At 67.7% G+C, this 12,217-nt stretch carries 12 protein-coding genes; 6 read left to right on the top strand and 6 right to left on the bottom strand.

Annotated elements, in window-relative coordinates:
* Positions 1 to 3 precede the first annotated feature (3 nt).
* Positions 4 to 1,218: a YeeE/YedE family protein gene (locus ACI766_RS29360; RefSeq protein ID WP_003106317.1), complete on the top strand. Its 1,215-nt coding sequence runs from the start codon at positions 4 to 6 to the stop codon at positions 1,216 to 1,218.
* A 363-nt stretch (positions 1,219 to 1,581) separates the two neighbouring features.
* Here the strand turns inward: ACI766_RS29360 and aspA are convergent, their stop codons facing one another.
* Positions 1,582 to 3,006: an aspartate ammonia-lyase gene (gene aspA / locus ACI766_RS29355; protein ID WP_003096822.1), complete on the bottom strand. Its 1,425-nt coding sequence runs from the start codon at positions 3,004 to 3,006 to the stop codon at positions 1,582 to 1,584.
* A 175-nt stretch (positions 3,007 to 3,181) separates the two neighbouring features.
* On the opposite strand from aspA, the gene ACI766_RS29350 reads away from it, so the two are divergent.
* Positions 3,182 to 4,090, top strand: a complete 909-nt coding sequence (locus tag ACI766_RS29350) for a LysR substrate-binding domain-containing protein (protein WP_003096819.1) — start codon at positions 3,182 to 3,184, stop codon at positions 4,088 to 4,090.
* A 36-nt stretch (positions 4,091 to 4,126) separates the two neighbouring features.
* On the opposite strand, the gene adhP is transcribed toward ACI766_RS29350, so the two are convergent.
* Positions 4,127 to 5,155, bottom strand: a complete 1,029-nt coding sequence (gene adhP, locus ACI766_RS29345) for an alcohol dehydrogenase AdhP (RefSeq protein ID WP_034025878.1) — start codon at positions 5,153 to 5,155, stop codon at positions 4,127 to 4,129.
* A 347-nt stretch (positions 5,156 to 5,502) separates the two neighbouring features.
* Between adhP and purE the strand changes: the two genes are divergently transcribed.
* The 4 genes from purE (at position 5,503) to ACI766_RS29325 (ending at position 8,077) form a co-directional block, all read left to right on the top strand.
* On the top strand, positions 5,503 to 5,994 hold the full coding sequence (purE, locus tag ACI766_RS29340) for a 5-(carboxyamino)imidazole ribonucleotide mutase (protein WP_003106314.1): 492 nt from the start codon (positions 5,503 to 5,505) through the stop codon (positions 5,992 to 5,994).
* A 30-nt stretch (positions 5,995 to 6,024) separates the two neighbouring features.
* Entirely contained in the window at positions 6,025 to 7,107 is a 1,083-nt protein-coding gene (locus ACI766_RS29335) for a 5-(carboxyamino)imidazole ribonucleotide synthase (protein ID WP_021263192.1), read from the top strand.
* A 114-nt stretch (positions 7,108 to 7,221) separates the two neighbouring features.
* On the top strand, positions 7,222 to 7,467 hold the full coding sequence (locus tag ACI766_RS29330) for a GlsB/YeaQ/YmgE family stress response membrane protein (RefSeq protein ID WP_003096795.1): 246 nt from the start codon (positions 7,222 to 7,224) through the stop codon (positions 7,465 to 7,467).
* Between the two features lie 61 nt (positions 7,468 to 7,528).
* A complete protein-coding gene (locus ACI766_RS29325) occupies positions 7,529 to 8,077 on the top strand; it encodes a DUF3299 domain-containing protein (RefSeq protein ID WP_003106310.1) in 549 nt (182 codons plus the stop codon).
* 65 nt (positions 8,078 to 8,142) lie between these two features.
* On the opposite strand, the gene ACI766_RS29320 is transcribed toward ACI766_RS29325, so the two are convergent.
* From ACI766_RS29320 to soxG, 4 genes are all read right to left on the bottom strand, one after another.
* Positions 8,143 to 9,099, bottom strand: a complete 957-nt coding sequence (locus ACI766_RS29320; RefSeq protein WP_003122353.1) for a D-hexose-6-phosphate mutarotase — start codon at positions 9,097 to 9,099, stop codon at positions 8,143 to 8,145.
* Between the two features lie 83 nt (positions 9,100 to 9,182).
* Positions 9,183 to 10,382 carry a formaldehyde dehydrogenase, glutathione-independent gene (fdhA, locus tag ACI766_RS29315; protein ID WP_003096788.1) on the bottom strand — a complete coding sequence of 400 codons (1,200 nt, stop codon included), beginning with the start codon at positions 10,380 to 10,382 and terminating at the stop codon, positions 9,183 to 9,185.
* A 206-nt stretch (positions 10,383 to 10,588) separates the two neighbouring features.
* Positions 10,589 to 11,446, bottom strand: coding sequence for a formyltetrahydrofolate deformylase (locus ACI766_RS29310; RefSeq protein WP_003096786.1), 858 nt, complete (start codon positions 11,444 to 11,446; stop codon positions 10,589 to 10,591).
* Between the two features lie 49 nt (positions 11,447 to 11,495).
* Positions 11,496 to 12,131 carry a sarcosine oxidase subunit gamma family protein gene (gene soxG / locus ACI766_RS29305; RefSeq protein ID WP_003096784.1) on the bottom strand — a complete coding sequence of 212 codons (636 nt, stop codon included), beginning with the start codon at positions 12,129 to 12,131 and terminating at the stop codon, positions 11,496 to 11,498.
* Positions 12,132 to 12,217 lie beyond the last annotated feature (86 nt).

Here is a 12,217-nt window from a genome sequence, read left to right as displayed (position 1 = left end):
GCCATGAGTGTCGCCCTTTCCGCCGCGCCCGAGCGCAAGCTCGCCGCCCCCCTGATCGCCTTCGCCCTGCTGGTGCTCGGCGGGCTGTTCCTGTTCAACGCGGTCAGCGCGCGCCAGGCCATCCTCTTCATCGTCGGCGGCGCCCTGGGCCTGACCCTCTACCACGCCGCCTTCGGCTTCACCTCCGCCTGGCGGGTATTCATCCGCGAACGGCGCGGCGCCGGGCTGCGCGCGCAGATGGTGATGCTGGCGCTGGCGGTGCTGCTGTTCTTCCCGGCGCTGGCGGCGGGCAGCCTGTTCGGCCAGCCGGTGAGCGGTTTCGTCTCGCCGGTCGGTACTTCGGTGATCGTCGGCGCCTTCATTTTCGGCATCGGCATGCAACTGGGCGGCGGCTGCGCCTCCGGCACCCTGTTCACCGTCGGCGGCGGCAACGCGCGGATGCTGGTGACCCTGCTGTTCTTCATCCTCGGCTCGCTGATCGCCACCCAGCATGTCGGCTGGTGGTTCGCCCTGCCGTCGCTGCCGCCGATCTCGCTGGTCGCCGAACTGGGCCTGGCACCGGCGCTGGTGTTGAGCCTGGCGGTGTTCATCGGCATCGCCGGGGTCACGGTACGCATGGAGAAGGCCCGCCACGGCACCCTGGAAACCCCGCCGAGCGCCGAATGGCGGGGTTGGCGGCGCTTCCTCCGCGGCCCCTGGCCGCTGGTCTGGGGCGCGTTGGCGCTGGCGCTGCTCAACTTCCTCACCCTGTACCTCGCCGGACGCCCCTGGGGCATCACGTCGGCCTTCGCCCTGTGGGGCGCGAAGATCGCCCAGGGCGTGGGCCTGGACGTCGGCGCCTGGGCCTTCTGGCAGACGCCGGCGAACGCCAAGGCGCTGGCCGCGCCGCTGTGGGAAGACATCACCAGCGTGATGGACATCGGCATCGTCCTCGGCGCGCTGCTCGCCGCCGGCCTGGCCGGACGCTTCGCGCCGAACCTGGACATCCCGCGCCGTTCGCTGGCGGCGGCGGTGATCGGCGGGCTGCTGCTCGGCTACGGCGCGCGCCTGGCCTATGGCTGCAACATCGGCGCGTATTTCAGCGGGATCGCGTCCGGCAGCCTGCATGGCTGGTTGTGGTTGGTGGCGGCGTTTGCCGGCAACAGCGTCGGGGTACGGGTATTGAGGCCCTATTTCTTCCCGGAGGAGCGGCGGGAGCAAGGGTTGACGGGGTGTTGAGAGGGGATATGCCTTCGTAGGACGTATGACGCGGACGTTATCCACAGGTGAGCGCAGCCACACAACACCTCGGCAACGGGGAAGATCTGCGGGCCGTCTTGAGCGGTGAAAAAAAGAAGGGACACCGCAGGTCGCCGTGTCCCTCAGAGTGTAGAGAGGGAAAGTTGGTATCCCTCTCGACCGGTGAGCGTGGCGCCGCGGCTGGGCCGGGGCGCCGGGTATAAAAGAAGGGATGAAGGGTATCCATCCCTAAAGGTCGAGGGGGTAGTACTCCCCCTCTACCGGTGAGCCTTCTTCGATCGGCTGCGCTGCGGCCCGGCTGCGTCGACAGCCGGACCTGGGCGCGCTCGATCTCGTATCGGATCAGGCGCGCAGCGGAATCAGGCGCGGCGCGATCATGTTTTCCGGCAGCAGGATGTCGGCCAGGGTGGCTTCGTCCAGCAGCTTTTCCTCGCGTACCAGTTCCAGGACGCCGCGGCCGCTCTCCAGGGCGGTCTTGGCGATCCGCGTGGAGTTCTCGTAGCCGATGTACGGGTTCAGCGCGGTGACCAGACCGATGCTGTGCTCGACCAGTTCGTGGCAGCGCTCGACGTTGGCGGTGATGCCGGTGATGCAGTGCTCGCGGAGCATGTCCATGGCGCGTTGCAGCAGGCGGATCGAGTCGAAGATCTTGTAGGCGATCAGCGGCTCCATCACGTTCAGTTGCAACTGGCCGCCTTCGGCCGCCAGGGTCAGGGCGAGGTCGTTGCCGATCACTTCGAAGGCGACCTGGTTGACCGCTTCCGGGATCACCGGGTTGACCTTGCCCGGCATGATCGAACTGCCCGGCTGGCGCGGCGGCAGGTTGATCTCGTTGATGCCGGTGCGCGGGCCGCTGGAGAGCAGGCGCAGGTCGTTGCAGATCTTCGACAGCTTGACCGCAGTGCGCTTGAGCATGCCGGAGAACAGCACGAAGGCGCCCATGTCGGAGGTGGCTTCGATCAGGTCGGCGGCCGGCTTCAGCGGCTGCCCGCTGATGGCGGCCAGGCGCTCGACGGCGAGCTTCTGGTAGCCGGGGTCGGCGTTGATGCCGGTGCCGATGGCGGTGCCACCGAGGTTCACTTCGGTGAGCAGCTCCGGCGCCAGGCGACGCAGGCGGTCGAGGTCTTCGCCGAGGGTGGTGGCGAAAGCGTGGAATTCCTGGCCGAGGGTCATCGGCACGGCGTCCTGCAACTGGGTGCGGCCCATCTTCAGTACGCCGGCGAATTCGACGCCCTTGGCGGCGAAGGCCTGGATCAGGCTGTCGAGGCTGGCCAGCAGGGTGTCGTGGCCGAGCAGCAGGCCCAGGCGGATGGCGGTCGGGTAGGCGTCGTTGGTCGACTGCGCCATGTTCACATCGTTGTTCGGGTGCAGGTACTTGTACTCACCCTTGGTGTGGCCCATGGCTTCCAGCGCGATGTTCGCGATCACTTCGTTCGCGTTCATGTTGGTGGAGGTGCCGGCGCCGCCCTGGATCATGTCCACCACGAACTGCTCGTGGAAATCGCCGCGGATCAGGCGGGCGCAGGCCTCGCTGATGGCGGCGTGCTTGTCTTCCGGGAGATGGCCGAGCTGACGGTTGGCGTCGGCGGCGGCCTGCTTGACCATGGCCAGGGCAACGACCAGCTTCGGGTAGTGCGACAGCGGCACCCCGGAGAGGCGGAAGTTGTTCACGGCGCGCAGGGTCTGGATGCCGTAGTAGGCGTCAGCGGGCACTTCGAGGGTGCCGAGCAGGTCTTTCTCGATACGGGAAGATGCAACGGGGGACATGACGGGATTTGTCTCAGAGGGACACGGCCAGTGCCGCGATGCCCACTAGACTAAGGATGTGACGATTTCGTGGCCAATGCTGTTAAACGCTGCCTCATGCACAAACGGCATAATGTTGGATGTGACGCTGGTATGATGGCGGACGTGTCATCGCATTACCGGAGCCTTTCCCGTCGTGAACCTCGAACTGAAGTGGCTGGAGGATTTCATCGCCCTGGCCGGCACCCGCAGCTTTTCCCAGGCGGCGGAGAAACGCTTCGTCACCCAGCCGGCCTTCAGCCGGCGCATTCGCAGCCTGGAGGACGCCCTCGGCCTGACCCTGGTGAATCGCCAGCGCACGCCGGTGGAACTGACCGAGGCCGGGCAGCTGTTCCTGGTCACCGCGCGCAGCGTGGTCGAGCAGCTCGGCCAGGTGGTGCGCCACCTGCACCACCTGGAAGGCGGGCAGGGCGAGGTGCTGCAGTTCGCCGCCGCCCACTCGCTGGCGCTGGGCTTCTTCCCGCAGTGGATCGCGCGGCTGCGCAACGAGGGGCTGAACATCGCCAGCCGGCTGATCGCCACCAACGTCGGCGAGGCGGTGCATTCCCTGCGCGAGGGTAGCTGCGACCTGATGCTGGCGTTCTACGACCCTGACGCCGCGTTGCAGATGGACCCGGAGATCTTCCCCTCGCTGCACCTGGGGCGCACCGAGATGCTGCCGGTTTGCGCGGTGAACGCCGAGGGCCAGCCGCTGTTCGACCTGGAGAACGGCCAGAGCGTGCCGCTGCTCGCCTACAGCGCCAGCGCCTTCCTCGGCCGCGGGGTCAACCTGCTGCTGCGCCAGCGCAACCTGCGCTACACCACGGTCTACGAGACGGCGATGGCCGACAGCCTGAAGAGCATGGCGCTGCAAGGCATGGGCGTGGCCTGGGTGCCACGGCTGAGCGTGGTCAACGAACTGGAGCGCGGTGAGCTGGCGATCTGTGGCGGGCCGCAATGGTTCGTGCCGCAGGAAATCCGCCTGTACCGCTGCGCGCTGGTACGCAAGGCGGCGATCCGCCTGCTCTGGCGCAAGCTGGAAGGCGGGCTGGGCAGCGTCGAGTAGACAGGCAAGGGCGGCGCCGGGACGCCGCCCCGCAGGTCACATCTCGAGGACGATGCGCCCCTCGATCTGCCCGGCGCGCATCTGGTCGAGGATCTGGTTGATGTCGTCCAGCTTGCCCGGATGGATGGTCGCCTTGACCAGGCCTTCGCCGGCAAAGTCGAGGGCTTCCTGAAGGTCCGCGCGGGTGCCGACGATGGAGCCGGCGATGTGCAGGCCCTTGAGCACCACGTCGAAGATCGGCGTCGGGAAGTCACCCGGCGGCAGGCCGACCAGGGCGATGGTGCCGCCGCGGCGCGCCATGCCGATGGCCTGGCCGAAGGCGCTATTGGATACCGCGGTGACCAGCACCCCGTGGGCGCCGCCGATGTAGCGCTGGAGCACCTCCACCGGGTCTTCCTGCCGGGCGTTGACCGTCAGGCTGGCACCGAGCTTGCGCGCCAGTTCCAGCTTGGCGTCGTCGATGTCGATGGCGGCGACGTGCAGGCCCATGGCCCTGGCGTACTGCACGGCGACGTGGCCGAGGCCGCCGATGCCGGAGATCGCCACCCACTGGCCGGGGCGCGCGTTGGTCTGCTTGAGCCCCTTGTAGACGGTGACGCCGGCGCAGAGGATCGGCGCGATTTCAGCGAATTCGACGTTTTTCGGCAGAATTCCGACGTAGTTCGGGTCGGCCAATACGTATTCGGCATAGCCGCCGTTCACCGAGTAGCCGGTGTTCTGCTGGCTCTCGCAGAGGGTCTCCCAGCCGGTCAGGCAGTGCTCGCAGCAGCCGCAGGCGGTGTACAGCCAGGGGATGCCGACCCGGTCGCCTTCCTTCACTCGGGTCACTCCGCTGCCCACCGCGGCGACGTAGCCGACGCCTTCGTGACCGGGAATGAACGGCAACGGCGGCTTCACCGGCCAGTCGCCCTCGGCGGCATGCAGGTCGGTGTGGCAGACGCCGGAGGCTTCGATCTTCACCAGTACCTGCCCGGGGCCGGGCAGCGGAACCTTGACTTCCTCGATCCGCAGCGGCGCGCCGTAGGCGTGCACGACCGCGGCTTTCATGGTCTGTGGCAGGGTCATGGTCATCTCCTTGGACGGGGCTGAGCGCCTGTCGCGGCGCCTTTGACGGGCACCGCGACAGGCTGCGGAACCGGCGCGGCCGCCGCTCCCTCGGAGCGCGCCGCGACAACCAGTCTGGCCGCTCGTGGCAGGCGCGCATTGAGTTGCGGCAAGTTTCCCGCCATGGCGCGAAAAAACGGGACGGACGGTAGCCCCCGGCGCGCGCCCGGCCTGCCTTTGCGGTATACTGCGCCGCCTTCGAACCGGCACTGCCCGCCGGCTCGGCCCAGTACAAGCCACGCCCCTCGACGAAGCGTGGCTTGTTGGTTTCTGACGCGCCGGACGGCGCATTTGAGAGAGGCACGACGATGAGCGCACTGGTTGGCGTGATCATGGGTTCCAAATCGGACTGGAGCACCCTCAGTCACACCGCGGACATGCTGGACAAGCTGGGCATCCCCTACGAAGTGAAGGTGGTTTCCGCCCACCGCACCCCGGACCTGCTCTTCCAGTACGCCGAGGAAGCCGAAGGCCGCGGCCTCGAAGTGATCATCGCCGGCGCTGGCGGCGCCGCCCACCTGCCGGGCATGTGCGCGGCCAAGACCCACCTGCCGGTACTCGGCGTGCCGGTACAGTCGTCGATGCTGTCGGGTGTCGACTCGCTGCTCTCCATCGTGCAGATGCCCGCCGGCGTACCGGTCGCCACCCTGGCCATCGGCAAGGCCGGCGCGGTCAACGCGGCGCTGCTCTCGGCGAGCATCCTCGGCGCCAAGCACCCGCAGTACCACGAGGCGCTGAAGCAGTTCCGCGCCAACCAGACCGAAACCGTGCTGGACAATCCCGACCCGCGCGATGCGTGAGACAGGCTCTGAGAAGGTAAGGCTCGAACCATGAAAATCGGTGTCATCGGTGGCGGCCAGCTGGGCCGCATGCTGGCCCTGGCGGGAACCCCGCTGGGCATGAACTTCGCTTTCCTCGACCCGGCGCCGGACGCCTGCGCGGCCTCCCTGGGCGAGCACATCCGCGCCGACTACGGCGACCAGGAGCACCTGCGGCAACTGGCCGACGAGGTCGACCTGGTGACCTTCGAGTTCGAGAGCGTGCCGGCGGAAACCGTGGCCTTCCTCTCCCAGTTCGTGCCGGTCTACCCGAACGCCGAGTCGCTGCGCATCGCCCGCGACCGCTGGTTCGAGAAGTCGATGTTCAAGGACCTCGGCATTCCCACTCCGGACTTCGCCGACGTCCAGTCCCAGGCCGACCTCGATGCCGCCGCAGCCGCCATCGGCCTGCCGGCGGTGCTCAAGACCCGCACCCTGGGCTACGACGGCAAGGGCCAGAAGGTCCTGCGCCAGCCGGCCGACGTGCAGGGCGCGTTCGCCGAACTGGGCAGCGTGCCGTGCATCCTCGAGGGCTTCGTGCCGTTCACCGGGGAAGTCTCGCTGGTGGCGGTGCGTGCCCGCGATGGCGAGACGCGTTTCTACCCGCTGGTGCACAACACCCACGACAGCGGCATCCTCAAGCTCTCCGTGGCCAGCAGCGCGCATCCATTGCAGGCGCTGGCCGAGGACTACGTCGGCCGCGTGCTGGCCCGGCTCGACTACGTCGGCGTGCTGGCCTTCGAGTTCTTCGAGGTGGACGGCGGCCTGAAGGCCAACGAGATCGCCCCGCGCGTGCACAACTCCGGGCACTGGACCATCGAAGGCGCCGAGTGCAGCCAGTTCGAGAACCACCTGCGCGCCGTTGCCGGCCTGCCGCTGGGCTCGACCGCCAAGGTCGGCGAGAGCGCGATGCTCAATTTCATCGGCGCGGTGCCCCCGGTGGATCAGGTGGTCGCCGTCGCCGATTGCCACCTGCATCACTACGGCAAGGCCTTCAAGAACGGCCGCAAGGTTGGCCACGCCACCCTGCGCTGTGCCGACCGGGCGACGCTGCAGGCGCGCATCGCCGAGGTCGAGGCGCTGATCGAGGCGTGAGCGATTGCCGTCCGCCCATCCTTGGGTTGGCGGGCGGCACTGAACCCAAGGCTTTTCTACACTGTCCCATGGCAGGCGCAATACATGCGCATACACCCGTAAGGAGGGACTGTCATGGGATTAATCGGAACCATCATCGTCGGACTGATCGTTGGTCTCGTTGCACGCTTTCTGAAGCCAGGTGACGACAGCATGGGCTGGATCATGACCATCCTGCTCGGCATCGGCGGTTCGCTGCTGGCCACCTACGGCGGCCAGGCGATCGGCTTCTACCAGGCCGGTCAGGCGGCCGGTTTCATCGGCGCGGTGGTCGGCGCCGTCGTACTGCTGGTCATTTACGGCCTGATCAAGAAGAATTGATGGCTCTGGCCGGCCCCCGCGGGGGCCGGCGTTTCCTCACTTCGCCGGTATTCCCGCCATCATGCGCCGCTTCCCGTTCGCCCGCCTGTTGCTGCTCGCCCTGTTGTCCTCACCCCTGGCCCACGCCGAACTGCCCGAGACCGACTGGCTGGAACTGATGCCGCCGGCTGACCGCAAGGCGCTGGAAGAAATGCCCGACATCATCCACGACACCCCGGAGGCCGCCGGCACCTTCACCAGCAAGGGGGGCCTGAAGCAGTCGGACCGAAAGATGCCGGCGGTGATGTATTCGGCCAAGACCGTCGCCAGCCTGGATGGCAAGGCGATCCGCCTCGGCGGCTACCCGGTGCCGCTGGAGAACGACGCCAAGGGCCGCGTCACCGAATTCTTCCTGGTGCCCTATCCGGGCGCCTGCATCCACGTGCCGCCGCCGCCGCCGAACCAGATCGTCCTGGTGCATTATCCACAGGGGCTGAAGCTGACCGATATCTACACCCCGCTGTGGGTCAGCGGCACGTTGAAGATCGAGCAGGTGAGCAATGACCTGGCCGATGCCGCCTACGCCATCGACAAGGCGCGGGTGAAGGTGGTGGAGGAAGCGGACCTGTAGGGCCGGCACCTGCGCAACGGTCCATGGCGGACGATGCGAGCCGCCCCGTCCGCTCGCCGACCCGCTCAGGGTCGTTTCAGCGGCTCGCTCCAGATCTGCACGCCAAAGCTTTCGCTGCGCCCGGGGGCGACCACCATGAGGTCGTCCCAGACCCGCCCGGTCTCGATGCAGAGCATCTGCTGCCAGGCGTCGTCGGCGAACTGCGAGAGACGCCGGGACTTGTCCACCCAGGGGTTCCAGACCACCGCCGAGCGCGAGTCGAGGGCGTGCAGGTGGATGCTGCGTTCCCAGCGCGGGTCCTTGATCAGCAGGTCGCGTTCGAGACCGAGGTAGATGCGGTCCAGTTCGCCCTTGACCCGTACCGCGCCGTGCTGAGTGCGTTCTTCCCAGTTCTCCAGGGTCTCGATGTAGCGCGCGCCTTCCAGGCCCTCGATGGCGATCTCGCGGCTGTCGCTGACCGCGAAGTAGGTGTGCAGTGCCTGGCTGAGCACCAGCGGCTTGCTGCCGAGGTTCTCGCTGGTGAGTCGCAGGGTCAGGCGCTCGCCGAAGCGGAACAGCATGCGCAGCGCCGCCGGGTGCGGCCAGCCGGGGAGGCCATCGGGGGCGTCGAGGCGGAAGCTGACGCAGAGGTCGCCGTCCTCCTCGGCGATGTCGTCGATTTCCCAGTCGACTGCCCGGACCAGCCCGTGGGCGGGCGCCTTCAGGCCATCTTCCACCTGGCCGCGGACTTCCTGCGGGTTGCGCTCCAGCGGACCGAACCACGGCCAGCACACCGGCACCCCGCCGCGTACCGACTGCCCGCGCCGGTAGCCGGCCTCGTCGCTGAGCCAGACCAGCGGCGGCTGTTCGTGGGGCTGGTAGCTGAGCAGTTGCGCGCCCTGCTGGGCGATCAGCGCCTCGCCATGGGCGGTGTGGATGCGCCAGCAGGCCAGGTCGTCGACCTGTACCTGTTCGACGCGGTTGATCGGGCTATCGGTGTTCATGGCGGTCTCCGGGAGGCGAATGGATGGCAGCAGTATCACCGATCCATTTTATCGCCGGCAGTTCCCCCGGATAGCGCCAACGACGACGCGGCCCGTGGGCCGCGTCGGTTGTTGCCGGAGGTTCAGGCCGCGCGGAACAGGTTGTGTGGGTCGATGACGAATTTCTTCGGCACCCCGGCGTCGAACTCGCCATAGCCTTTCGGCGCATCGTCGAGGGTGATGACTTCCACCCCGACGATGTCGGCGATCTTGATCCGGTCCCACATGATCGCCTGCATCAGCTGGCGGTTGTACTTCATCACCGGGGTCTGGCCGGTATGGAAGCTGTGCGACTTGGCCCAGCCCAGGCCGAAGCGGATGCTCAGGGCGCCGTGCTTGGCGGCCGCGTCCACCGCGCCCGGGTCTTCGGTGACGTACAGGCCGGGAATGCCGATCTTGCCGGCGACCCGGGTGATGCCCATCAGCGAGTTGAGCACGGTGGCCGGGGCTTCCTGCTGCGAGCCCGAATGGCCGTGGCCGCGCGCCTCGAAACCGACCGCATCGACCGCGCAGTCGACCTCCGGCTCGCCCAGCAGAGCGGCGATCTGTTCGTGCAGCGGGGTGTCCTTGGACAGGTCGGCGATCTCGAAGCCCTGTTTCTTGGCGTGGGCCAGGCGGGTCGGGTTGACGTCGCCGACGATCACCACCGCCGCGCCGAGCAGGCGTGCCGAGGCCGCCGCGGCCAGGCCGACCGGACCGGCGCCGGCGATGTAGACCGTGCTGCCCGGGCCGACGCCGGCGGTGACCGCGCCGTGGTAGCCGGTGGGGAGGATGTCCGAAAGGCAGGTCAGGTCGCGGATCTTCTCCATCGCCGCTTCGCGGTTGGGCAGTTTCAGCAGGTTGAAGTCGGCGTAGGGCACCAGCACGTATTCGGCCTGGCCGCCGACCCAGCCACCCATGTCGACGTAGCCGTAGGCGCCGCCGGCACGCGCCGGATTGACCGTCAGGCAGACGCCGGTGTGCTGTTCCTTGCAGGTACGGCAGTGGCCGCAGGCGACGTTGAACGGTACCGAGACCAGGTCGCCGATCTTCATGGTTTCCACGCCACGCCCGATCTCCACCACCTCGCCGGTGATCTCGTGGCCCAGCACCAGGCCTTCCGGCGCGGTGGTACGGCCGCGCACCATGTGCTGGTCGGAGCCGCAGATGTTGGTGGAGACCACCCGCAGGATCACCCCGTGGTCGATCTGCCGGCCCTGCGGGTCCTGCATCTTCGGATAGGGAATGTTCTGCACCTCGACCTTGCCCGGGCCGAGATAGACCACACCACGATTGCCAGACATACGCGTTTCCTCTTTGTCGTTGTGGGTACAAATGCGCGGCGTCCACGGCCGCGCGGCTTTGCACTGGAAAGTCGTCTGTTGCGCGACAGGGCCGGAGAATGCTGGCAGCCGGCGGGCTGTCGGTGTTGCTCGGGACGCGAGGCCGTGGGAAGCGCCCCTCTCCCTGGCCCTCTTCCTTCAGCGAGGGTTGGGAAGAGAGGGCGCGCTTACAGCACCACGGTCCGATTGGCGTTGAGGAATACCCTCCGCTCGATGTGGTAGCCCACCGCCCGCGCCAGGGTCAGGCACTCGATGTCGCGGCCCTTGGCGATCAGGTCCTCGGGGTAGTGGGCGTGGTCGACCGTCTCGACGCCCTGGGCGATGATCGGCCCTTCGTCGAGGTCGTTGTTGATGTAGTGGGCGGTGGCGCCGACCAGCTTCACGCCCTTCTGGTAGGCCTGGTGGTACGGCTTGGCGCCCTTGAAGCCGGGCAGCAGGGAGTGATGGATGTTGATCGCCCAGCCGTCCAGGCGCCGGCACAGTTCCGGCGACAGCACCTGCATGTAGCGAGCGAGGATCACCAGCTCGGCGCCACTCTCTTCGAGCACCTGCCAGACCCTGGCTTCCTGGGCCGGCTTGTCGTTCGGGTCGAGCGGGAAGTGGTGGTAGGGAATGCCGTGCCAGCGCGCCAGCGGCTCCAGGTCCGGGTGATTGGAAATCACCGCCACCACGTCCATCGGCAACTGGCCGATGCGCTGGCGGTAGAGCAGGTCGTTCAGGCAGTGGTCGGCCTTGGAAACCATGATCGCCACCTGGCTGCGGTAGCCCGGCGCGGTCAGCTCGGTACGCATGCCGAACGGTGCCACCCGTTCGGCCAGTCCGGCGCGGAAGGAGGCTTCGTCGAAGCCGTCGCCGGCGCGGAACTCCACGCGGATGAAGAAGCGTTGCGCCAGGCGGTCGTCGAACGAGTGGTGCTCGGTGACGTAGCAGCGCTGCTCGAAGAGGTAGCGCGTCACCACGTCGACGGTGCCCAGCAGGCTGGGACTGTCGGCGGTGAGGATCCAGGTGTCGGGGGTACGGCTCATCGCGAGGCTCCGGGTCCGGTATCCCCTCTCGGGGAGAGGGGAAGGCTGCTCATGCCGCTACCTGCAGGCCGTATTCGGCGCTGGCGTCCTGCAACCAGAGCCAGAAGTAGTCGGCGAAGCTGCGGCGCACGACCAGCTCCCAGGTGTCCTCGCCGGTATGGCGGATCACGCATTGCGACTTGGCGAAGATGCTGCCGACCGCCTTGCCCACCGGGAAGTTGCTCGGATGCACGTCGTAGCTGGTGGATTTCATCAGCAGTTCGCGGACGTTCGCTCCGCTCAGTTCGAGCAGTGTCTGCCCGCCGCTGACGTTGACCACCGCGTAGTGCAGCTCCTCGCCCAGGGCCTGGCGCAGGCGCTGTTCGACGGCATATTCCTCGCCGCCGGGGACGATCAGCAACCATTCGTCCGGGGCCAGCCATTGCAGCGAGGTCTCGCCGCTGGCGACCAGGGTCAGGGCCACCGGCAGTTCCAGGCCGAGGGCCTGGTGCACGGCGGCGGCGAAGGCCGGGTCGGCGGCATCGCCGCGCAGCACCAGGTGGCCGAGCAGCTTCTTCTCGCGCAGGACGATACCGGCCTTCGCGGCGGTCTTGCCGGCGAGCTTGTGCAGCTCGGCATGGTGCAGCGGCGATTCGGCGTGGACGCCGGGTTCGGGGCGTTGCTGGTAGACGTTTGCCTTGCTCATTCGTTTTCACCTTGGGGCGCCGCGCGCCCTGGTAGCCTGTCTGCCTTCTCCCTTCGGGAAGAGGGCCGGGGAGAGGAGCGCATCCC

It is taken from the genome of Pseudomonas sp. DL, assembly GCF_047199225.1.
Classification (GTDB): domain Bacteria; phylum Pseudomonadota; class Gammaproteobacteria; order Pseudomonadales; family Pseudomonadaceae; genus Pseudomonas; species Pseudomonas aeruginosa.
This window is presented reverse-complemented; position numbering and strand designations above follow the sequence as displayed.